Raw genomic sequence first — 22,417 nt, forward strand, 5'->3', positions numbered from 1 at the left:
TTTTTTACATGCGTCTCTCCGACCTTCTCCGGCATTGCAGCACACCATTTACCGCAGATGCTGATCCGGACATCACACACGTCACTGCGGATAGCCGACAGGCTGGACCGGGCGTGCTGTTTGTTGCCCTACGTGGCACAAAACAGGACGGAGCCGCATTTATCCCGCAAGCCATTGCACAAGGCGCTTCTGCTGTTGTGGTGGATCAGCCATATGCCGCTTGCGTTCCTGTAATTGTCCATCCATCACCCGCGCATTTTCTTGCGGTTGCAGCAACAAAACTAGCAGGCGCACAGCCTTCCCGGATTGCAGCAATCACCGGAACCAATGGCAAAAGCAGCACGGCCGAATTCCTCCGGCAATTGTGGATATTGCGTGGATTTCGTGCAGCAAGTCTGGGCACTCTGGGCCTTGTGTCGGACACAGATATTCCTCAGCCCCCCTCGCTGACCACACCTGATCCGGTTTCGCTGGCAGGCACGCTCGCAGCCCTTGCCGGAAACGGCGTCCAGCATGTTGCGCTCGAAGCCTCTTCCCATGGGCTTGAACAGCACAGGCTGGATGGTGTGAACATCATGGCAGCGGGTTTTTCAAACCTGACCCGGGACCATCTCGACTATCACGGAACTCTGAGTTCCTATCGTGAAGCCAAGCTGCACCTTTTTGAAGACCTGCTGCCCGCCGCAGGTATTGCCGCGATCAATGCAGACATGGATTCAGAAACCCGCAACGCGCTTCATGCCATTGCTGCCCAGCAGGGTCGGCGGCTTAGAGAGGTCGGTCGTACCGGCACAACGATCCGTCTTCTGGATTCACGCCCCACACCACTCGGTCAGGTCGTGCGCCTGAGCCTGCATGGTCAGGAACTTCCGGAAATGACGCTCGCACTTCCAGGGCTCTTTCAGGCTGACAATGCCATGCTGGCGGCAGCGCTTTGCTGGGAAGATGATGCGGACGCACATGACGTCGTGTCTCTTCTTCCAAAATTGACGGGCGTGCGGGGCCGTTGCGAGCGAGCTGTCGAACTTCCGGGAGGTGCCGCAGCCTATGTTGATTACGCCCATACACCCGACGCCTTAGAACGTGTTCTGGCCAGCCTGCGCCCTCATACAACCGGGCGTCTGGTCGTGGTTTTCGGAGCCGGAGGAGATCGGGACAAGGGCAAGCGTCCGCTCATGGGCGAAGTTGCTGCACGCATGGCTGATCTGGCTATCGTGACGGATGATAACCCCCGCAGCGAAAATCCCGCCACCATCCGTTCAGAAATTCATGCTGGCTGCCCTAACGCGCTGGAAATCGGGGATCGGCGATCGGCTATAGCAGCAGGTCTGAATGCGCTGAATGCTGGTGACATTCTGGTTGTCGCGGGCAAAGGTCATGAACTTGGACAAACGGTCGGCAAGGAAGTGTTCCCCTTTGATGACCGCGAAGTCCTACAGACACTGGCAGGCGTAGCATGACCGTACTCTGGACCAGCAATGACCTGAGAGCAGCCACCGGTGGCGGAATAGAAGCCGATGTGCAGGTGAGCGGTATCTCGATAGACACCCGTACGATCAAACAGGGCGATCTGTTCATTGCACTGAAGGGCGAAAACAGCGACGGGCACGCACATATCGCACAGGCACTGCAAAGCGGTGCAGCGTGCGTGATGGTCCATGATGCGGGACCTCATACAGACAGCCGCCTCCTTGTTGTCGCAGATACGATGCGAGGCCTCGAAGACCTCGGCCAGTTCGCCCGGAACCGCTTCCATGGTCAGGTTGTTGCCGTGACAGGCAGTGTCGGGAAAACCACCACCAAGGACATGCTTCTCGTCGCGCTCTCTGCACTGGGCCCAACACACGCATCAGTCGCGTCATATAATAATCACTGGGGCGTTCCTTTAACGCTTGCGCGTTTGCCGAAGGATGCGCGTTTCTGCATCAGCGAAATCGGAATGAACCATGCGGGCGAAATTTCTCCGCTCGCAGCGCAGGTTCGTCCGGATGTCGCCGTCATCACAACGATCGGCACAGCACATCTCGGGCATATGGGCTCCATTGCGGCCATCGCCGAAGAAAAGGCTTCTCTTTTCGGTGCCCTTTCGTCTGGCGGGACGGCCATCGTTCCCGATGATGCGCCGGGGCAGGATTTCTTTGCCCGAGCCCTCCCGGAGAGCTGCCGCCTTTGGAAATCCGGCCTGTCCGACCATGCTAATATCCGCATTGCCGATCTGATCTGTGATGCAGATGGAAGCCGCTTTACACTTTGCGTAGACGACGCAGAACAGCGCGTAGAACTCAGTGTTCCGGGCCGCCATCTCGCACGCAATGCCGCACTTGCACTCGGTGTCGTCAAGGCACTCGGGTCTGATCTGGCTAAAGCCGCGTCAGCGCTAACAAGCTTTGTTCCAGGCGCCGGTCGCGGGCAGATGCGTATTGTTCTGGACTGCGTAAAACTGCTGGATGAAAGCTATAATGCTTCCGGTCCCAGCGTTCGCGCAGCCCTTGAGACCCTCGCTCTTCTGCCCGGCCAGCGTCGTCTGGCCGCACTGGGCGATATCCGCGAACTCGGCGAATTTGCTGAGGCCGAGCATAGATCTCTCGCACAGACGGTGATCGAGACAGACACGATCGCCTTTTGCTGCGGCCCCCATATGCGCGCGCTTTTCGATGCGCTCCCCTCAGCGCTTCAGGGCGCTTATGCCCCGGATGCCGCAACCCTCGCTTCAATCCTGTGCGAAGCACTCCGCCCCGGTGACCTGCTGCTTGTCAAAGGCAGTCTGGGCAGCCGGATGCGCGATGTGATCTCTGCTCTCGACAACGCTTCCGATACGGTCCCTGCCTGATGCTGTTTGATCTCGTTGCCGCCCACGATACGTCTCATGGTGGTTTCTTCAACCTGTTCCATTATCTGACATTCCGTTCAGGCTGTGCCTGTCTGACGGCAATGGTCATATCATTGGCGCTGGGTAATCCGTTCATCGCACAACTCAAGCGTATACAACGCGAAGGGCAGCCCATCCGCACGCTCGGCCCCGAACGTCACATCCTCGAAAAGGCGGGCACTCCCACGATGGGAGGCGTGCTGATTCTTGTTGCCCTGTTCACATCCACCCTTCTGTGGGCAGATCTGACCAACGGTTTTGTATGGGCTGTCATGCTGACGACGGCCGCATTCGGCGCTGTGGGTTTTGCAGATGATTACCTGAAGCTGGCCAAGCGCAACACAAAAGGCGTTTCCAAAAAAATGCGACTGGGATGTGAGTTCCTAGCATCTCTCATCGCAGGTATCTGGCTCCAGCATCTGACGCCCCCGGAAATCCGCAACGCGGTCGCTTTTCCGTTCGTGAAGGACCTTCTGCTGCCTTTGGGCTACGCATTTCCGTTATTCGCGATGATCACCATTACGGGATTTGGAAACGCGGTAAACTTCACAGACGGCCTTGATGGTTTGGCTATTGTGCCGGTCGTAATCGCAGCGCTCGTGTTTGCCCTGATTTCCTATCTGGTCGGCAACCACGTCTTTGCGGATTATCTCCAGCTTCACCCCGTTCCCGGCACTGGCGAACTGGCGGTCTTCTGCGCATCCCTTATCGGCGCCGGGCTTGGTTTTCTGTGGTTCAACGCCCCCCCCGCTGCCGTTTTCATGGGCGACACAGGATCACTCTCTCTTGGTGGAGCACTCGGCACGGTCGCAGTCGCGGTCAAGCACGAAATCGTCCTGTGTATCGTTGGTGGCCTGTTTGTCGCAGAAACACTGTCGGTCGTCATTCAGGTTTTCTGGTATAAGCGCACTGGGCGACGCGTCTTTCTGATGGCGCCACTCCACCATCATTTTGAGAAAAAAGGCTGGCAGGAGCCTAAAATCGTCGTGCGTTTCTGGATCGTCTCGATCGTCCTCGGCCTGTGCGGCCTGGCAACCCTGAAACTTCGGTGAGCAGCTTTCCCGCCACATTGTTCGCAGGCAGTCGTTACGCTGTCTGTGGCCTCGGCCGAAACGGTACCGCCGTTGTCGAAGCGCTTTTGCATATGGGCGCCATCGTCCAGGCATGGGACGACCGTAACGCAGATTTGCCTCCTCATGAGCGCCTGACGGTTGCCCCGATCACAGATCTTCGTGGTGTGAGCGCTCTCATCCTGTCGCCGGGCATTCCCCATACACTCCCCAAGCCTCACCCAGTCGCTACGCTGGCGCGCGCGCAAGGTATACCCATTCTTTCCGACGCCGAGATCCTGTGGCGTGCCGTTCGCAAGGCAGGCTCATCAGCGCGCTTTGTTTCCGTGACAGGGACGAACGGGAAATCGACGACCACCGCTCTGATCGCCCATGTTTTTCAACATGCTGGCATTCCCACTGCGGCAGGGGGAAATCTCGGAACCGCCTCTCTCGCTCTCCCGCTTCTGGGAAATAACGGTGTTTATGTAATCGAAATGTCGTCTTACATGCTGGAGCGGCTGGATCATTATCATGCTCAGGCTGCCTGCCTGCTGAACATTACACCCGATCATCTCGACCGCCATGGCGACATGGAAGGCTATACCCGCGCCAAAGCACATGTCTTTGACAATATGGGTCAAGGTGATCTCGCTGCGATCGGTAACGATGATCCCTGGTGTAACGCCATTGCAGACATTCTTCGCACAAGGGACATAGAAGTTGCGACCTTGAACGCGGACAATCCACCCGCATTTGAAAGCATGGCTCTTCCGGGGCGTCATAACGCGCAGAATGTTGCAGCAGCATGGGCCATCGCCCGCCATCTTGGGCTAAGCGAGGACGCAATCCGTCAGGCAGTTTCGTCGTTTCCCGGTCTGGAGCACCGCCTTCAGAAGGTTGCTGAAAGTCACGGCATTTCCTTTATCAACGATAGCAAAGCCACAAATGCGGAGGCCGTTTCAAAGGCGCTCGCATCTTATGAGCGCGTGATGTGGATTGCTGGCGGTGTTTCCAAAGCAGGTGGGATCGAGATGCTGGTTCCATGGTTCGACCGTATCGGAAAAGCTTATCTGATCGGGCAGGACGCCAACATTCTCGCAAACACGCTTGCTGAACATAACGTCCCATTCGAAATGTGCGGCACTTTGGACAATGCAGTTCCAACTGCATTCAGAGAGGCACAGAGCGCTGGAGTGCCCATTGTTCTGCTCTCTCCGGCCTGCGCGAGCTTTGATCAATTTGCTAGTTTTGAAGCAAGAGGTTCATACTTTCTTCACATTTGCGATAATATTGTGCAATCAGGCGGTTCAGGCACACCGCCTGCGCACGATCAGGGAGGCTGAAGTTCATGGCGGGTTACTCCCGTGTCGATGCGTCCGGGATTGCGCGCTGGTGGCGTAATATCGATCGCGTCACACTTGGCTGTGTCGGTATTCTGATTGCGTTCGGCTATATTCTCATGCTGGCGGCAAGTCCGGCTGTTGCGTCACGTATCGGCGCGTCCCGCAACATGTTCATTTTCAAACAGGTTTTCTTTCTGGCACTTGCCGGGGTGATCGTGCTTGCCACGTCATACCTGTCGCGGTCTGGCATCAGAAAACTGGCCCTCATCGGTGGAATTCTTGCCCTTGGGGCAACATTCATGACGCTTGTGCATGGGATTGAAATCAAGGGCGCAAGGCGATGGATCGCTTTGCCTATGATGTCCGTGCAGCCATCTGAATTTCTAAAACCGTGCTTTGCGGTGATTACAGGCTGGCTTCTCTCTGCAAGACGCACGAAAGTCCTGCCGGGTAACATCGCTTTCCCGGGGCTTCTTCTGGCGTTTGGTGCATTCGCGCTCATTCTGGCCCTCCTGAAGTCACAGCCCGATATCGGAATGCTTTCCGTCATCACTATGGTTTTCATGACCCAGCTTTTCGTGGATGGCCTGAAGCTGTATTTCGTTGGCCTTGGCGTCGCGATCATGGCTGGCGCATTCGCAATGGCTTACGTTGTTTTCCCACACGTCCAGTCCCGTGTTCAACGCTTCCTTCATCCGGATGTTGGCGATCACTATCAGATTGATACGGCGCTCCGTGCCTTTGGAAATGGTGGTCTGTTAGGCAGAGGGCCCGGCGAAGGCCGCGTGAAAGACCTGCTGCCAGATGCACATGCGGACTTTGTCTTTGCCGTCGCAGGTGAGGAATATGGTCTGCTTCTGTGCTGCGGGATCATTATGATTTTCGCCCTGATCGTCCTGCGGACGCTCCTGAAGCTGACACGTGAAGACGACCCCTTCGTGATCGTCTCGACAGCAGGCCTCATTACGGGCTTTGGGCTTCAGGCCTTCGTCAATATGGGGTCGACATTACATCTGATCCCCACGAAGGGCATGACGCTCCCTTTCATTTCCTATGGCGGCAGTTCTGCCATTTCTGTGGCACTGACAATTGGCATGGTCCTCGCACTCACGCGCCATCAGGTCGGCAGAAGCGATATCGGTCGCTATCGCGACGTGTCTTACAACGACCAATCAGTCCTCGAAAGAAACGCACAATGAGTCGCCCGATCGTTATTGCTGCCGGTGGAACGGGTGGTCATTTCTTTCCCGCAGAAGCCGTCGCAGGCATTCTCGCAGAGCGTGGCTATAATCTGGTTCTCATGACGGATGCCCGCCACGGTCGCCGCGAAAATGGTGTGTTCCAGGATCGCCCCCAATATGTGCTGGATGGTGCAGGCGTTGCAGGCAAAGGTGTTGCAGGCAAAATTCGTGGTATCACCGCGCTTCTCAAAGGCGTGATCGCAGCGCGCAGAATTCTGTCTACGCTGGATGCTTCGGCAGTTGTTGGCTTCGGTGGCTACCCATCCGTTCCCCCGCTACTTGCTGCCAGATTTCTTCCAAAATCCTCTCGTCCTGCGATCGTCATTCACGAAGGCAATGCGGTCCTCGGGCAGGCCAACGCTCTGCTTTCCCGTTTTGCGACAGCAATCGCGACGTCCTATGCCACCGTTGCCCGATTGCCCAAAGATGCAAGAACAACGCTCACGGGCATGCCCGTACGTTCAGGGATTGAGGCGCTCGCAAACCATTCCTACGAGCCTCCGACAGAAACCATTCGCGTTCTTGTATGGGGAGGGTCTCTGGGAGCGCGGGTTTTTTCAGATATCGTTCCCAAAGCTATGGCTGCTCTTCCTGCAGGCTTTCGTACGCGCCTCGAAGTCACACAGCAGGTCCGTGATGAAGATGCCCCCCGGGTCAGGGAGATTTACACAGAAGCCGGTATCACGATTAATGCCGCGCCCTTTTTCAACGATGTTCCCGACCGCCTGAAAAATGCCCATCTGGTGATCGGTCGGGCTGGAGGGTCGTCAGTGGCGGAAATCGCGATGGCAGGTCTCCCATCAGTGCTGGTTCCACTGCCGATTGCGGCCTCGGATGAACAGGGCGCAAACGGACAGGACCTTCAGGAAGCCGGTGCTGCCTGGATGATCCGCCAGCCGGATTTCACACCCGAAGCCCTGACCACCCTACTGACTGATCTTTTCGGCCATCCTGAACGCCTTAAATCTGCGGCAAATGCCGCACGAGGCTTCAGTCGTCCCAATGCTGCCGCAAAACTGGCGGATCTGATTGAATCCGTTCTCAGATCCTGATCAGTCATTGTCTCTATCAATCGCCCATCGCGAGAGTTTTTTATCCATGCGTGCCCTACCCCTGAACATTGGAACAATTCATTTCGTCGGGATCGGCGGCATCGGCATGTCCGGTATCGCCGAAGTCCTGCATATGCTGGGCTACAAGGTCCAGGGGTCCGATATTGCCGAAAGTTCGAATGTCCAGCGCCTGAGACAGGCTGGCATCGAAATCCATATCGGCCATGACGCATCCAATCTCGGACATGCTCAGGTTGTCGTAACGTCAACAGCAGTCAAAAAGGACAATCCGGAAGTCGTTGCTGCGCGTGCAAAACTCATTCCAGTAGTTCGCCGCGCCGAAATGCTGGCAGAACTGATGCGCCTGCGGTGGTCGGTCGCTATTGGTGGCACACATGGCAAAACCACCACGACGAGCCTTGTGGCATGCGTTCTGGAGCAGGCCCGCCTGGACCCGACCGTCATCAATGGTGGCATCATCGAGGCATACGGCACGAATACCCGTATGGGTTCCGGCGACTGGATGGTTGTGGAAGCCGATGAAAGTGACGGATCTTTCCTGCGTCTTCCGGCTGTTATTGCCGTTATTACCAACATGGACCCTGAGCATCTGGACCACTGGGGCACAGAAGAGGCCATGCAGGCGGGCTACGACCAGTTCGTCTCCAACATTCCTTTTTATGGATTTGCCGTCCTCTGCGTTGACCATCCTCAGGTCCAGCAGATGATTCCACGCCTGTCCGATCATCGCATCATCACCTACGGCTTCAGCCCGCAGGCAGATGTTCGCGCTGAAAAAGTTGTCATGGACAAACGTGGCGCAACTTTTGAAGTCGTAGTCACAAACCGCGCCCGCAACCGCACACGTCGGGCTGGCCCTTTCCGTCTACCCATGCTGGGGCATCATAACGTCCTCAACTCTCTGGCCGCGATTGCCGTTGCCATGGAAATGGAAATCAGTGATGCAACGATTGCCGATGGTCTGGCGTCCTTCAAGGGCGTAAAACGCCGCTTTACACGGACCGGTGAATATAACGGCATTTCAATCATTGATGACTATGGCCATCATCCCGTTGAAATTGCAGCAGTTCTGAAAGCAGCACGACAGGCCGGAGCTCAGAATGTCATTGCAGTCGTTCAGCCACATCGCTATTCGCGCCTGAAAGCGCTGTTCAACGATTTCTGCACATGCATGAACGACGCTGGCACAGTTATCGTAGCGGATGTTTATGCAGCGGGCGAAACTCCGATCGAAGGTGCGGACCGTGACGCACTCGTTGAAGGTCTGCGTGATCGCGGACATCGATCAGTCGTTCCCCTCCCAGAGCCTGGCCATCTGCCCGAAATGATCAGCGCGATTGCCAAGCCGGGCGATTATGTCGTCTGCCTTGGTGCAGGCACCATTACGCAATGGGCTCAGGCCCTTCCGGAGCAGCTTGTTGCACTCAATGCGAAGTCTTCTGCCAGCGAGAAGGCTGTATGACTTCACAGGTTCCAATTACGGGCCTTCGGGGACGTCTCACTCCCAATGCCCCCCTTGGACCGAGAGCATGGTTCCGGACCGGTGGCCCGGCAGACTGGCTCTTTGTCCCGGAAGACCTCGACGATCTCGCACATGCACTGCGTGAAAAGCCTCAGGATCTTCCCCTAACAGTTCTCGGCGCATGCTCGAACGTCATTATCCGTGATGGCGGGATAGCCGGTCTGGTTGTGCGCCTTGCTCGTGGGTTCACGGAAATTACCGTCGAAAACGATGGCATTATCGCTGGGGCCGCGGCGCTGGATATTACAGTTGCCGAGCATGCGGCGGCTTCCGGTCTGGCTGGACTGGAGTTTCTTGCGGGCATTCCCGGTTCGATCGGCGGCGCGATCCGGATGAATGCGGGCGCCTATGGTTCTGATATCAACGCCGTTCTCGACTGGGCTGAAATTCTGACGAAGGACGGCGTATTAAAGCGACTCTCCTGTGAAGAACTGCATTTTTCCTATCGCCACTCAGAACTGCCCGCAGATTCGATTGTTGTACGGGTCCGCTTGAGAGCAACAAAGGACACGGCAGATGCCGTAAGAGCCCGCATTGTTGAGATCCGGGCTTCTCGAGAGGCCTCCCAACCCGTGAGGGCTCGCACAGGCGGATCGACATTTCGCAACCCGGAAGGTCACAGCGCATGGGCGCTGATTGACGACGCCGGATGCAGGGGCCTTAAACTCGGTGACGCACAAGTCAGCGAGAAACATTGTAATTTTCTGCTGAACCTGGGGGCAGCCCGCAGCCGGGATCTTGAACAACTCGGTGAGACAGTGCGCCAGAAGGTTCTCGCCAAGGCAGGCATTGAGCTTCACTGGGAAATCCGCCGGATCGGGCGCGAAGAAAATGGACAGGAGACGGTATGAAGGTCGCAGTTCTCTACGGCGGTATCTCCAGCGAGCGCCCCGTCAGCCTGAGCAGTGGTAACGCGATCATCAGCGCACTCATGGAAGCGGGGCATGACGTGACACCAGTGGATGTTGGCGCTGATATTGCGACCACGATCAGCGCACTTCGTCAGGCTGCACCAGATGTCGTTTTCAACGCACTTCATGGACCCATGGGTGAAGATGGCGCTATTCAGGGCGTGTTGGAATGGCTGAAATTGCCATACACACACTCTGGAATACGCGCCTCAGCCGTAGCGATGGACAAGGGTGCGACACGCACTCTGCTGGCAGCGGCGGGATTGCCGATTGCCAACGGGCGCGTAATCGCCGTGAGCGAACTCTTTCACGCTGATCCGCTGCCCGCACCATATGTTATCAAGCCGATTGCCGAGGGATCTTCGGTGGGCGTCGAAATTATCCGCCCGGCAGACAATCGCCGAGCCGAAATCGCACAAACATGGCGCTTTGGTGACGAGGCTCTTGTTGAGAGCTTCATTCCCGGACGGGAGCTGACAACCGCGGTACTCGGCGACCGTTCGCTCGCCGTAACGGATATTCTGCCCGCGGACACCACAAAATTTTATGATTTTGATGCAAAATATTCGGTAGGGGGATCACGCCACGTCATTCCTGCCGAATTACCAGACGCTGTTACCCAAAGAGCCCTCGATCTGGCCCTCAAGGCACATCGGGCGCTGGACTGTAAGGGCGCGAGCCGTACCGATTTTCGTTATGACGACGAGACTGATCAACTGATCATCCTTGAAGTAAACACACAACCCGGAATGACGCCTACTTCTCTTCTTCCCGAACAGGCCGCCTATTGCGGAATTTCATATCCGGAACTCTGTGACTGGCTCGTACGGGACGCTTTGACACACTGATGCGACACGATCCCCGCTTCGACGGCTCTGACCCAAGGCGTAATACACCGCCCTACGGTTCTGGCAGGCCGGACCTTCCACCCCAGTTCGGGGACCGTCCATCACGGATGCGTCTTTTCTGGCGACGACAGAAGAGGCTTGTTCGCCCGGCTATCGTGACATTGGGCGTTCTGGGAATTCTGGCAGTCGGCGGGCGTTTTTTCTATGATGCTGCTTCGGAAAAGCGCTTTGCCCCCCTGCGGGCCAAGCTCGTTCAGATGCAGCCACTCCAGATCCGCCACGTCATTATCAATGGGCGTGGCCTGACAACCGAAACCGAAATCAATGAGGCTCTCGGAACAGGCATTGGGCATCCGATTTTCGGTTTTTCCGTTGAGGCCGCTCGCACTCGGATTGATGCCCTGCCATTCGTGGACCACGCAACTGTTGAACGTCATATGCCGGATACGGTCGTGATCAACATCACGGAACGTACCCCGATCGCCGTATGGCAGGATCACGGACATTTCTCGCTCATCAATCGTGCGGGCGAGGAAGTCCCGGATCAGGGCCTGACGGGCAAAAATGCAGAAGCTTTCCTGCGCCTGCCACTGGTGGTGGGAGATGGCGCGAATTCTGCCGCGGCCTTCATGATCGACGCTCTCTCCGCCCAGCCTGTCGTCAAATCACAGGTGACAGCACTGATACGAGTGGGGAGCCGCCGTTGGGACATGACATTGCGTGATGGCACGACAATTCTGTTGCCTGAGGGCGCAGAAGCAGCTGCACTTGCCCGGTTGGCACAATATGAAGGCAGTATGCGTCTGTTAGAACGCCCGGTGCCTTCAATTGATCTGCGCCTTCCTGACCGGATGGTGATTCATCAAGCTCCACCACCTCCTCCATCGCCCCCCACTCCGGACGCTCAGAAACAGCCATGAACGATCTTACAACGCCATTGTCCGATCTTCCGGCTTTTCGCCGCCGCCGTGGCTTGAGAGGGCGATCACTGATCCCTGTGGGTGGAGAACGCGAAGCCGGAAGTGGACGCGATCCAAGGGATATTCTGCCCCTGCCACCGCCGGATGAGCCCCGCTCTACCCGGACATGGAAACCAGGAGTTTTTGGCGCGCTGGATATCGGCTCCACCAAAATGACCTGCCTGATCGGGCGCGGGGAGCCAGACGGTTCACTCCGTGTTCTGGGATATGGCTGGAGGCGGTCACGTGGCATCCGTTCCGGGTCAATCGTCGACATTCGTGAAGCCGAAGCTGCAATCCGGGCTACTGTCGGGCAGGCTGAAGAAGCCGCTGAGCGCCGTATGGATTCACTGGTCGTGAACCTTTCATGCGGACATCCGCAGAGCCGCCTCATTGACGCACGCATGCAGATTGGAGGCCGGGAAGTCACTGATGGCGACGTGCGACGCCTTATGAATGAGGGACAGGCTCGCGCGTGGTCCGAAGGTCGGGAAGTCATGCACACGCTGCCCGTGGGTTTTGCCGTGGATAATGTGCCTGGTGTGGTCGATCCCCGGGGGCACCAGTGTGATCAACTGGCCGCGAAGCTTCATGTCATCGACATGAATGCAAGTTCTCTCAGAACGCTTGATGCCGTCATGCATCATGCCGAGCTGAAAATGGGTGGACTGGTCTCAAGCCCGCTCGCATCGGGCCTGGCAGTCCTTGATGAAGACGAACGCGAGCTCGGTGCAACTGTTGTGGAAATGGGTGGCGGGACGACGTCGCTTGCAGTGTTCTGCGAGGGAAAGCTGCTTCATACTGCGCAGTTGCCGGTTGGTGGCCTGCATGTCACGCGTGACCTCGCAGGTGTGCTTTCCACTTCCATCGAAACGGCCGAGCGCATCAAAACGATGCACGGTGCGGCACAGATGGCATCAGACGACGAGCGCGAAATGCTTTCTGTCCCGTTGATCGGCGAAGGCAGTCATCAACTTTGCAGGATCCCACGCTCACGCGTCATTTCCATTATCGAGCCGCGTATCGAAGAAACACTTGAGATGGTGCGCCACGCGCTGGATACAGCGGGCCTTGGACGACTGGCGAATGGTCGCGTCGTCCTGACAGGAGGCGCATCCTTGCTGGATGGTGTTGGACCGCTGGCCGCGCGCATTCTCGGGAGGCAGATCCGTATGGGCAAGCCACTCGACATCATTGGCCTGCCGGAAAGCGCTTCTGCATCAGCGGGTTTCTCGACCTCCGCCGGCCTTCTGGCATGGGCCGCAGGTGCAGATCGCGATTACGGTGATATTGACGCTTCTGACACACGCCCCAACAGTTTTCTGAAACGTATCGTGGGCTTCATACGTAATAACGTGTAAGCTACACAGTTACCAATGCTTCTTTTTTCGCCTTGCAGCAGTCCGGACCTGATAAATGACGCTGAACCTTACCCCCACTCCCAGCTCTCACGTTGAACTGACACCGCGAATTACGGTCATCGGTGTTGGAGGGGGTGGCACAAACGCGGTCAACAACATGATCGCAGCCGAACTCAAAGGGGTAGAGTTCGTCGTCGCCAATACCGATGCCCAGCAGCTCGCATATTCGCGCGCCGAACGTCGAATCCAGCTTGGCCCCCACCTCACCCGCGGACTGGGTGCTGGCGCCAAACCGGAAATCGGGCGTGAGGCAGCAGAAGAAGCTGCAGAGGAAATTGGTCGCCATCTTGAAGGTGCCAACCTTGTTTTCATCACGGCTGGCATGGGCGGTGGTACAGGCACCGGAGCAGCACCAGTCATCGCGCGCATGGCAAGAGAACGCGGTGTTCTTACTGTTGGTGTGGTCTCGAAGCCTTTTCAGTTTGAAGGTCGGCGGCGATCTGCTGCGGCCGAAAATGGTATCGCTGAACTGCAAAAATATGTAGATACGCTGATCGTCATCCCCAACCAGAACCTGTTCAACACGGCAAACCAGCAGACAACGTTCAAAGAAGCCTTCAAAATGGCTGACGACGTTCTGCGGACCGGTGTTGGCGGCATTACCGACCTGATGGTCTCCCCCGGCCTCATTAATCTCGACTTTGCGGACGTGAAAGCCGTGATGGAAGAGATGGGCAAGGCTATGATGGGCACCGGCGAGGCCGATACGGACTCTGAGGGCGAAGAGCGCGCTATCGTTGCCGCGGAACGTGCGATTTCCAACCCTCTGCTGGAAGAGACGTCAATGGCCGGCGCGCGCGGCCTGATCATCAACATCACAGGCGGCGAAGATTTGACGCTTTACGAGGTGAACGCCGCTGCCGAACGCATTCGCGACGAAGTATCCGAAGAAGCGAACATCATTTTTGGTGCTCTGATTGATGAAAAGCTGAATGGCAAGATCAGGGTCTCTGTTGTCGCAACGGGTATTGATTCCCAGCCGCTTGCCGCTGAGCCTGCCCCCGTCGAGCATCAGCCTGTACAGACGTCGGCAGCGCCTGCCGCTGCACCGCGCGAAAATTCGACCAGCCGTGCTGCGCCTCAGTCTTTCCAGCCAGGATCGACTTATGCAGGAGGACCTCGTCCGAATTTCCAGCTTGATCCACAACAGGTAGCTGCACAGCAGCAGCCCGTTGCAGACGCAGCAACAGCTGCTGCTGCTCCTGACGGCCCGTCTGCCCCTCCGGCACATAGCGTCCCTACTCAGGTTCAGCCGCAGGTACAGACACACGCTCCGTCGCCACGTTCGGGGCTTTTTTCCGAGCCTCCCAGAAGCCAGCCCCAGGAACAGCCTCGCAGTCTGTTTGGCCTTGTAACCGGAGCATTCCGTAGCCGCCCGCCTCAGCCCGCTGAACAGTCAGCGCAGCGTTCAGAGCCGACTGGTACGATTTATAACAACCAGAAGCCCGCCGCACCTCAAGCGATGCCGGAGCCTCGCCACGAGCAGAATGCCCCGCAAAGCGAAGAGTCTGATCTGGATATCCCAACCTTCCTGCGCCGCTAAATCGGGAATATTATTGTTGCCACATTTGCCTGATTTCCGCCCATTTTTTAGGTGGGAATCAAGGTAATATCTGGCAACAATCCTTGACTGGAACTGTTCTACCCCCTGCGCTCTATTGCACCAGAGCAAACATCAGGTCAGGGGATATCATGCAGGGCATTATTGCGAAGGGCAGCGAACATGGTTCTGTGAAAACAGCCATGCCTCCCATACGCCGCTCTGTAACTCCCAATAATAATTCCCCATTCCTGCCCTCCGGAGAGTTTCCCCTGCAGACCACACTGGCCAACGCCATCAGCTGCCGCGGAATAGCGCTACACAGTGGCCTTGAAGTAAATCTCACCCTAAGCCCTGCAGCAGAAAATACAGGGATCAGGTTTCAGCGCACCGACTGCACTGGCACCCTTCCGTTCCCTGCCCTGTATGACCGGATTATAGATACCCGCCTTTCTACTGTCGTCGCGTCTCCTGAGGATCCAACAGTACGGGTGGCGACCATCGAACATCTGATGGCAGCGCTGCATGCCTTGGCTATCGACAATGTTCTCGTGAGCGTCGATGGGCCTGAACTTCCAGTGTTGGATGGCTCTTCGGAAGCGTTCGCTTTTCTGATCAAATGCGCAGGCGTCACGACTTTGGATGCGCCGCGCAAAATTATCGAAATTATGCGCCCGGTTCGCGTTGAATATCCTAATGGAGCCTTCGCGGAACTCTGCCCGTCACGTCAGGACCTTTCCCTGGCGGTGTCCATTGATTTTGATGCTGAGGCAATAGGCCATCAACAATATGCAATGATCCTTGATGAAAAGCATTTTCTGAACGAAATTTCGTGCTGCCGTACATTCGTCTGCAAAAAAGATATTGAAGCACTGCAGCAGATTGGTCTTGCACGCGGTGGGTCTCTCGAGAATGCAATCGTAGTTGATGGCGCTGAAATCCTCAATCCAGCAGGCCTTAAGGTCACGGATGAGTTTGTACGCCACAAGATTCTCGATGCGGTAGGAGACCTGTACTGCTCCGGGCACCGCCTGCAGGCGAAGTTTGTGGGCCACAAATCCGGACACGAAATAAACAATCAGCTTTTGCGTGCAGTTTTCGCAGATCAGGCCAACTGGCGTTTCGTTGGCACAGCAACAATCCAACGCTCCCGTCAAGCGCGTCGCGCCCGCGTTGCAGCCTGACATAACAGCAGGCCTTTCGTCCGGGCGGTCTCATGATATAAGACACACGTCCACGGGAAGAGCAGGTATGGCAAGCAGCACTCAGCATCGTTTCGAAACAGCGTCCGCTCCGGGCAAGGCCTTACTTCAGGCTACGGCCATCAGTGGTCTGCTTCTGATGTCGGGGTGCTCGTATTTCTCGAACCATGCCTCACATCAGGCGCCCAAAATGGCGGATGCAGAGACCCTGTACAATTATGGCATCGATGCTTTGCATTCCGGCCATTATGAAGTGGCGGGGGGTGAATTCGAGCTTTTACAGCAGAATTATCCCTATTCCGGCTACACCGGCAACGCAGAACTGATGGAAGGCTACGCCTACTATCTTCAGAGCGAATATGCCCTGTCAGTCCAGCAGCTTGAGCGCTACCTGCAGCTTCACCCGACAAGCCCTGATGCCGCATACGCTTTCTACCTGCGCGCACTGTGCTTCTACGAACAGATTGCGAGCGTCCAGCGCGACCAGCAGGGTACGGTAGAAGCGCTCGAAGCACTCGAGGAAGTCGTTACGCGCTTCCCGCAGACAGCTTACGCTCGTGATGCGCAGCTCAAGATCGATCTATGCCGCGATCATCTTGCCGGCAAAGAAATGCTCGTAGGTCGTGCATATCAGCAGCAGCGCAATTACGAGGCTGCCCTAAACCGCTATCAGCGCGTCGTGCAAGACTTCCAGACGACAAACCACGCTGCAGAAGCTCTGGAGCGACTGGTGGAGGTTTATCTGGATCTGGGACTGAAGGACGAAGCCCGCAGAACTGCTGCGGTTCTCGGATACAACTACCCTGACAGCCAGTGGTACCGTTACGCATATGAAAACCTGCGTGACAACCACTTGCTCCAGAGTGATCTGAAGCGCCCGAACAGCAAGCCTCGTGGCTTTGTCACCCGCATGTGGGAATCCGTTTTTTAAGGCACAGCGTTTGACACGCACTCACATGCCACCAACATTCCCGTCATGCTGACCCATCTCTCCATCCGTGACGTGGTTCTGATCGAAAAACTCGATCTCAGCCTTGCATCTGGTCTCACCGTTCTGACGGGTGAGACCGGTGCCGGAAAATCCATCTTGCTGGACAGTCTCGGCCTTGCTCTTGGTGAGCGTGCAAGCGGTGGCCTGGTGCGTGCGGGTGCCTCCCAGGCCTCTGTGTCGGCACTTTTCGAAGCTCCTTCCGGGCATCCGGTTTTCGGAATTTTGAGTGAGCAAGGGATTGCGCTCGAAGACGCAAATGACCCGCTCGTTCTTCGGAGAATCGTCACGACGGATGGTCGCTCAAGGGCCTATATCTGCGATCAGCCCGTAGGCGTAACGCTCCTTCGGCGGATTGCTTCCCTGCTCGTGGAAATTCAGGGACAACATGAACAGATGGGGCTTGCAGATCAGAACACCCATCTGGATCTGCTGGATGCGTTCGGTGTTGACCGTCGTTTTCGGGAAAATGCAGCACACACGCATCGGGCATGGGCTGCGGCCAAAACCGCGCTTGAAAAAGCGCGGAGTGAGATGGAAACAGCTGCCCGCGAGGAAGACTGGCTTCGGCTGACTGTGGACGACCTTTCCACGCTCGCACCTCAGGAAAACGAAGAGGACGCACTTGCGGCACTGCGCGTAAGTCTTCAGCGCGACGAACGCCGGGGAGAAGCCGTCGCGGCCGCGCTCTCAGAACTGACGCCACGAGACCGACGCTCCGCTGGTCCTGCCGCTGCTCTACGTGGAGCCAGTCGCGCGCTCGCACGCCTTCTGCCTGCACCAACCGACAAAGAAGAAGTGTCTTCCTCTCATCAAACGCAGGCTCAGGAAGCGCTTGATGCGCTTGAGAAAGCTGAAGAGGCTCTTTCTGAAGCCGAAACACTTCTTTCGCGCCTTGCTGCTGACACGGAAGCGGATCCACGGTTACTCGAAGAGACGGAAGAGCGACTGTTTGCTTTAAGGGCCGAAGCCAGAAAACATAACATAACAGTCGGCGAGCTTCCCTCTTTTCTGAGTGGTCTGCGTAACCGTCTGGCAGCGCTGGATTCTGGAAACGCTCATATCATCCAGCTCGAAAGCGCGCTGCTGGACGCACGACTGGCTTACGAGGATGCAGGGCGTACCCTTTCCGAAGCACGCCGAAAAGCAGCCGAGAAACTTGAAAAAGCGGTGAGTGCAGAGCTGAAGCCCGTGAAGCTTGAGCGCGCGCGCTTCATTGTCTCCATTATTCCCTTGAGTCCCGAAGCCTGGACCAGCCAGGGTATGGAACAGGCATCTTTCCTTATCGCGGCCAACCCCGGCCAGCCGCCAGGCCCCTTGGCAAAAGTAGCCTCCGGCGGCGAATTGTCGCGACTGATGCTGGCACTTAAAGTCGTTCTGGCTGCCCGCTCAAATGTCGCCACACTGGTCTTTGATGAAGTCGATTCCGGTGTAGGGGGCGCAACTGCCTCATCGATCGGGGACCGCCTGCACAAGGTTGCTCGTGATGTGCAGGTTCTTGTCGTGACGCATAGTCCACAGGTTGCAGCCCGCGGGGATCAACACCTGCGTATCGCGAAACGCATTCGCGATGAACGTACCGAGACGCTGGCTGAGCCGCTCTCACCCTCCGCTCGGCGCGAGGAAATTGCCCGCATGCTGGCCGGGGACGTTGTCACGGATGCGGCCCGCGCTGCAGCCGACAGTCTTCTGGGAAATATTGAATGAATGCCGCCGAACGTCACGCCGAACTCGAAGCCAAAATCGCGCGGTGGGACGAAGCCTATCACAGACGAGACGATCCAGAAGTTTCAGATGCCGAATACGATGCAGCCCGCCGCGAGCTACGCACGCTTGAGGAGCAAGACCCAAGCCTGAAGCAGGATAGCGGCGCAAGTGAACGCGTTGGCTCGGCACCTGATAATGCGTTCGGGAAATATCGCCATCGTGTTCCCATGCTGTCACTCGACAACGTTTTCGATGATGAAGGCTTTGAGGGCTTTGTCTCTCGTGTGGGGCGCTTTCTGGGACTGGACGAAACTGGCATCGACGCTCTTCGCTTCGTGGCCGAACCAAAGATTGACGGCCTCTCGATCAGCCTGACTTACGAAAACGGCAAGTTTATTCGTGGCACGACGCGTGGTGACGGCATTGAAGGTGAGGATGTCACAGCCAACCTTCTGACCTTGCAGGATGTTCCAAAGCAATTGACGGGCCATTTCCCGGACAGCCTGGAAATTCGCGGAGAGGTTTTTCTTTCCAAGGCAAGTTTTCTTGCCTTGAATGAACAGCAGGAGGCACGCGGTTCAAAGCCCTTCGCCAACCCGCGAAACGCTGCTGCGGGATCGCTGCGTCAGCTTGACCCAACCGTTACTGCAAGCCGCCCCCTTTCCCTGTTCGCCTATGCCATGGGCTACGCATCCTCCCCCGTCGCAGACAGCCATTTTTCCTATCTGGCCCAGCTCAGGGCATGGGGTTTCCGCGTTAATCCACGCTCTGAACTCATCGAACATGCACGGGATATTCCTGCGTATGTAGAACGCCTGACGCTGGAAAGATCAGGGTTAGACTACGATATCGATGGTATCGTCTTCAAGATTGACGATCTGTCGCTCCAGCAGCGACTGGGTTTTGTAGGGCGCGCGCCACGCTGGGCGATTGCCTGGAAATTTCCGGCGGAACAGGCCATTACACGCCTGCTTGAAATCGAAATCCAGGTTGGCCGCACCGGCGCACTTACTCCCGTTGCCCATCTGGAGCCCGTGAATGTCGGTGGGGTCATAGTCTCACGCGCAACACTTCACAACGAAGATGAAATAACCCGCAAAGACGTTCGCGTGGGAGACCTCGTAAGGCTTCAACGCGCGGGAGACGTCATTCCCCAAATTCTGGGTTTTGTGAAAACAGATACACCTCGTGCAGCTGCGTTCGTTTATCCCGATCATTGCCCTGTCTGCGGCTCGCTTGCAGAGCGCGTACATGGGGAAGCAGTGCGACGTTGCACTGGTGGCCTGACATGTGAGGCACAGCTCGTTGAGCGGCTGATCCACATGGTGTCACGCAACGCATTCGATATCGACGGCCTGGGTGAACGAAGTATCCGTGAATTTTTCGAACTAGGCTATATTCATAGGCCCGGAGATATCTTCCGCCTGAAAGATCATGAAGACGCGATCCTTCAGCGGGACGGATGGGGCCGGCAATCGGTCGACAATTTGATCCGTGCTATTGAAAACCGTCGCACAATCCCTCTTTCCAGAATGCTTTTCGGGCTTGGCATTCGGCGTATAGGCGAGCGCAACGCACAGCTTCTGGCCAGGCATTACGGTTCTTTTGATGCTTGGAGGGCAGCCATGATCGCCGCCAATCCGGGCTCGGATGAGCGGACGGCACTGAGTTCCATCATGGGCGTTGGCGAGGCGATCGCAGAAGAGCTGGTGACGTTCTTTTCGGAACCGCACAATGTCGACACGCTGGATGATCTGGCACAGCAACTGATCATTACTGACGAAGCAGCGCCTCAGAGCGGGCATCTTTCCGGTCGAACAATCGTATTTACCGGCACATTGACCACCATGAGCCGCCCGGAGGCAAAAGCCATTGCCGAACGCCTGGGTGCTCAGGTCACGGATAGCGTCTCAAAGAAAACGGATCTTGTTGTTCTTGGCGAGAAAGCTGGCTCCAAAGCAAAGAAAGCTGCCGAACTGGGCATTGAGACGATGGATGAAGCCGGATGGCGCGCACTGGCTGGCGTCGACGAGAAAAGTTCCTGAAATTATTTGAGGGTGGCTGCCCGTGCGGAGCCACCCGCCGTGGGACACTCGTCATTGATTCCCACGAGACGTTTTGCCCGGACTGTGGCTCCCCACTGTTTTATGATTACGCGGGAGGTCGCAATATCACCCTGACACTCGGTTCATTGGCTGCCCCTCTTGTGTTTCCCCCGGTGGAGCACAACGGAGCAGAAAATCGCCTTCCCTAGCTTTGCTAAGCTTCTGACCTCCCGGGTCACCCGACAGGCACCTAAAATGCCCACCGACAGAGCTGACATGTGTGACACGGGCAAGTCCCCCGATGGCGCAATCCGTCGGTTCTGGTCTATGATCAGACCCGCATGTCTTTACCATCCCCCTCCCAGCATCTGATTGTTCTTTTCCTGCTGGGCCTGACCGCCATGGCCGCGCTGATCGCCGTCTCGGTCCTTATTTCCCTGTCCGAAATATCGTTTGCCGCTGCACGTGACGTCCGGCTGCGCGCCAAGGCAGAGGCTGGAGACAGACGTGCTGTCGCGTTTCTGAAGCTTCGCCGGAACAGCGGGCAGGTTATTACCGTTCTCCAGATCTGCCTGAATGCCGTGGGCGTGCTCGGCGGCGTCATTGGCGAATCGATGTTGAGCGATCCGCTTGGTGAAACTTTTATGGCAATAGGCCTTTCAGGCACGTTGGCCCACCAGATTGGATCTGTCTCCGCATTTGTGCTCGTGACCGGCCTTTTCGTTCTGTTTGCAGATCTGCTTCCAAAGCGCGTCGCCATGAACGCCCCAGACCGGGTCGCGCTCATGGTGGGCTGGTTCCCTGCTCTTGCACTCAAAGTGCTTTATCCCGCGGTCTGGGTTTTTTCAAAAATTTCGGACGTTCTTCTGCGGCTCATGCGTATCCCTGCTGCTGCCACCGTGGAGCCTGTTACCCCTGAGGACCTTCGGGCCATCCTCGCGGCCGGTACGGCATCTGGCGTCCTGCTGGAGCAGGAACATCAGATGATCCAGAATGTTCTGGGTCTTCAGGATCGCTCCGTCACGTCGGCCATGACGCCTCGTGACGAGATCGTATATCTCGACGTACAGGAAAGTCTGGAAAGTCAGCGCGACAAAGTCCGGGTCCGACCATATTCCCGCTATCCACTATGCGATGGCGGGCTAGACCGCGTTATTGGCTCCATCCGCGCCGAAGACGTTCTTGTGGCAGTCGTGGACGAACCTGGCACGCTCGATGCGACCACTCCGATTACGAGCCAGATTTTCAAAAGACGCCGCGATGTTCTCTCCCTGCCAGACACACTCAATCTGTGGGAAACACTCGCGCAGTTTGATGCGCATTCCGCAGGCTTCGCATTAATCGTTAATGAATACGGGCTTGTAGTAGGGCTGATCACTTACAAGGATATCATGGGTGCACTGATGGACGGGCTCGTAAGCCCGTTCGAGGAGCAGGCCATTGTTCGCCGTGATGAACATTCATGGCTGATTGATGGAGCAGCCCCCATCGGAGATGTTATCCGTGAACTCGATATCCCTATGTTTGAAGACGCACAGAATTTTGACACCGTTGGCGGCTTTGTCATGAACAGGCTGCGGCGGATGGCAAGAAAAGCTGATCGGGTTGAGTCTTCAGGGTTTCGTTTTGAAGTGGTGGACGTCGAAGGCTTTCGTATCAATCAGCTTCTGGTTTCTCGCATACCATGACGCTTCCC

At 56.7% G+C, this 22,417-nt stretch carries 17 protein-coding genes; all 17 read left to right on the forward strand.

The window, feature by feature from the left end; genetic code table 11:
• Positions 1-8: 8 nt before the first annotated feature.
• The 17 genes from GWA01_RS06680 (at position 9) to GWA01_RS06760 (ending at position 22,409) form a co-directional block, all read left to right on the forward strand.
• On the forward strand, positions 9-1,460 hold the full coding sequence (locus GWA01_RS06680) for a UDP-N-acetylmuramoyl-L-alanyl-D-glutamate--2,6-diaminopimelate ligase (protein ID WP_146795161.1): 1,452 nt from the start codon (positions 9-11) through the stop codon (positions 1,458-1,460).
• Positions 1,457-2,830: a UDP-N-acetylmuramoyl-tripeptide--D-alanyl-D-alanine ligase gene (locus tag GWA01_RS06685; RefSeq protein ID WP_146795163.1), complete on the forward strand. Its 1,374-nt coding sequence runs from the start codon at positions 1,457-1,459 to the stop codon at positions 2,828-2,830. Before GWA01_RS06680 ends, GWA01_RS06685 begins: the two co-directional genes overlap by 4 nt.
• Positions 2,830-3,921: a phospho-N-acetylmuramoyl-pentapeptide-transferase gene (gene mraY, locus GWA01_RS06690; protein ID WP_146795165.1), complete on the forward strand. Its 1,092-nt coding sequence runs from the start codon at positions 2,830-2,832 to the stop codon at positions 3,919-3,921. Before GWA01_RS06685 ends, mraY begins: the two co-directional genes overlap by 1 nt.
• Positions 3,918-5,264: a UDP-N-acetylmuramoyl-L-alanine--D-glutamate ligase gene (gene murD, locus GWA01_RS06695; protein ID WP_146795167.1), complete on the forward strand. Its 1,347-nt coding sequence runs from the start codon at positions 3,918-3,920 to the stop codon at positions 5,262-5,264. The genes mraY and murD overlap by 4 nt, the downstream gene beginning before the upstream one ends.
• A 5-nt stretch (positions 5,265-5,269) precedes the next feature.
• Entirely contained in the window at positions 5,270-6,463 is a 1,194-nt protein-coding gene (locus GWA01_RS06700) for an FtsW/RodA/SpoVE family cell cycle protein (RefSeq protein WP_146795169.1), read from the forward strand.
• Entirely contained in the window at positions 6,460-7,557 is a 1,098-nt protein-coding gene (gene murG, locus GWA01_RS06705; protein ID WP_146795171.1) for an undecaprenyldiphospho-muramoylpentapeptide beta-N-acetylglucosaminyltransferase, read from the forward strand. The genes GWA01_RS06700 and murG overlap by 4 nt, the downstream gene beginning before the upstream one ends.
• A 46-nt stretch (positions 7,558-7,603) precedes the next feature.
• On the forward strand, positions 7,604-9,040 hold the full coding sequence (murC, locus tag GWA01_RS06710) for a UDP-N-acetylmuramate--L-alanine ligase (protein ID WP_146795173.1): 1,437 nt from the start codon (positions 7,604-7,606) through the stop codon (positions 9,038-9,040).
• A complete protein-coding gene (murB, locus tag GWA01_RS06715) occupies positions 9,037-9,951 on the forward strand; it encodes a UDP-N-acetylmuramate dehydrogenase (protein ID WP_146795175.1) in 915 nt (304 codons plus the stop codon). The genes murC and murB overlap by 4 nt, the downstream gene beginning before the upstream one ends.
• Positions 9,948-10,859, forward strand: coding sequence for a D-alanine--D-alanine ligase (locus tag GWA01_RS06720; RefSeq protein ID WP_146795177.1), 912 nt, complete (start codon positions 9,948-9,950; stop codon positions 10,857-10,859). The genes murB and GWA01_RS06720 overlap by 4 nt, the downstream gene beginning before the upstream one ends.
• On the forward strand, positions 10,859-11,779 hold the full coding sequence (locus tag GWA01_RS06725) for a cell division protein FtsQ/DivIB (RefSeq protein WP_146795179.1): 921 nt from the start codon (positions 10,859-10,861) through the stop codon (positions 11,777-11,779). The genes GWA01_RS06720 and GWA01_RS06725 overlap by 1 nt, the downstream gene beginning before the upstream one ends.
• Complete coding sequence (ftsA, locus tag GWA01_RS06730; protein WP_146795181.1) at positions 11,776-13,179, forward strand: cell division protein FtsA; 1,404 nt, start codon at positions 11,776-11,778, stop codon at positions 13,177-13,179. The genes GWA01_RS06725 and ftsA overlap by 4 nt, the downstream gene beginning before the upstream one ends.
• Before the next feature lie 55 nt (positions 13,180-13,234).
• Entirely contained in the window at positions 13,235-14,782 is a 1,548-nt protein-coding gene (gene ftsZ / locus GWA01_RS06735) for a cell division protein FtsZ (RefSeq protein WP_146795183.1), read from the forward strand.
• Between the two features lie 149 nt (positions 14,783-14,931).
• On the forward strand, positions 14,932-15,963 hold the full coding sequence (lpxC, locus tag GWA01_RS06740; RefSeq protein ID WP_146795185.1) for a UDP-3-O-acyl-N-acetylglucosamine deacetylase: 1,032 nt from the start codon (positions 14,932-14,934) through the stop codon (positions 15,961-15,963).
• Positions 15,964-16,030: 67 nt separating this feature from the next.
• Positions 16,031-16,912, forward strand: a complete 882-nt coding sequence (locus GWA01_RS06745) for an outer membrane protein assembly factor BamD (RefSeq protein WP_146795188.1) — start codon at positions 16,031-16,033, stop codon at positions 16,910-16,912.
• A 45-nt stretch (positions 16,913-16,957) separates the two neighbouring features.
• Positions 16,958-18,676, forward strand: coding sequence for a DNA repair protein RecN (recN, locus tag GWA01_RS06750; protein ID WP_146795191.1), 1,719 nt, complete (start codon positions 16,958-16,960; stop codon positions 18,674-18,676).
• Positions 18,673-20,721 carry an NAD-dependent DNA ligase LigA gene (gene ligA / locus GWA01_RS06755; protein ID WP_146795193.1) on the forward strand — a complete coding sequence of 683 codons (2,049 nt, stop codon included), beginning with the start codon at positions 18,673-18,675 and terminating at the stop codon, positions 20,719-20,721. The genes recN and ligA overlap by 4 nt, the downstream gene beginning before the upstream one ends.
• A 341-nt stretch (positions 20,722-21,062) precedes the next feature.
• On the forward strand, positions 21,063-22,409 hold the full coding sequence (locus tag GWA01_RS06760; RefSeq protein ID WP_146795195.1) for a hemolysin family protein: 1,347 nt from the start codon (positions 21,063-21,065) through the stop codon (positions 22,407-22,409).
• Positions 22,410-22,417 lie beyond the last annotated feature (8 nt).

Origin of the sequence: Gluconobacter wancherniae NBRC 103581 (assembly GCF_007988885.1) — a bacterium.
Classification (GTDB): Bacteria; Pseudomonadota; Alphaproteobacteria; order Acetobacterales; family Acetobacteraceae; genus Gluconobacter; species Gluconobacter wancherniae.

Coding starts and splice junctions, on each gene's coding strand:
- GWA01_RS06680 (WP_146795161.1), top strand. CDS start 9: ATGCGTCTCTCCGACCTTCTCCGGCATTGCAGCACACCATTTACCGCA.
- GWA01_RS06685 (WP_146795163.1), top strand. CDS start 1,457: ATGACCGTACTCTGGACCAGCAATGACCTGAGAGCAGCCACCGGTGGC.
- mraY (WP_146795165.1), top strand. CDS start 2,830: ATGCTGTTTGATCTCGTTGCCGCCCACGATACGTCTCATGGTGGTTTC.
- GWA01_RS06700 (WP_146795169.1), top strand. CDS start 5,270: ATGGCGGGTTACTCCCGTGTCGATGCGTCCGGGATTGCGCGCTGGTGG.
- murG (WP_146795171.1), top strand. CDS start 6,460: ATGAGTCGCCCGATCGTTATTGCTGCCGGTGGAACGGGTGGTCATTTC.
- murC (WP_146795173.1), top strand. CDS start 7,604: ATGCGTGCCCTACCCCTGAACATTGGAACAATTCATTTCGTCGGGATC.
- murB (WP_146795175.1), top strand. CDS start 9,037: ATGACTTCACAGGTTCCAATTACGGGCCTTCGGGGACGTCTCACTCCC.
- GWA01_RS06720 (WP_146795177.1), top strand. CDS start 9,948: ATGAAGGTCGCAGTTCTCTACGGCGGTATCTCCAGCGAGCGCCCCGTC.
- GWA01_RS06725 (WP_146795179.1), top strand. CDS start 10,859: ATGCGACACGATCCCCGCTTCGACGGCTCTGACCCAAGGCGTAATACA.
- ftsA (WP_146795181.1), top strand. CDS start 11,776: ATGAACGATCTTACAACGCCATTGTCCGATCTTCCGGCTTTTCGCCGC.
- ftsZ (WP_146795183.1), top strand. CDS start 13,235: ATGACGCTGAACCTTACCCCCACTCCCAGCTCTCACGTTGAACTGACA.
- lpxC (WP_146795185.1), top strand. CDS start 14,932: ATGCAGGGCATTATTGCGAAGGGCAGCGAACATGGTTCTGTGAAAACA.
- GWA01_RS06745 (WP_146795188.1), top strand. CDS start 16,031: ATGGCAAGCAGCACTCAGCATCGTTTCGAAACAGCGTCCGCTCCGGGC.
- recN (WP_146795191.1), top strand. CDS start 16,958: ATGCTGACCCATCTCTCCATCCGTGACGTGGTTCTGATCGAAAAACTC.
- ligA (WP_146795193.1), top strand. CDS start 18,673: ATGAATGCCGCCGAACGTCACGCCGAACTCGAAGCCAAAATCGCGCGG.
- GWA01_RS06760 (WP_146795195.1), top strand. CDS start 21,063: ATGTCTTTACCATCCCCCTCCCAGCATCTGATTGTTCTTTTCCTGCTG.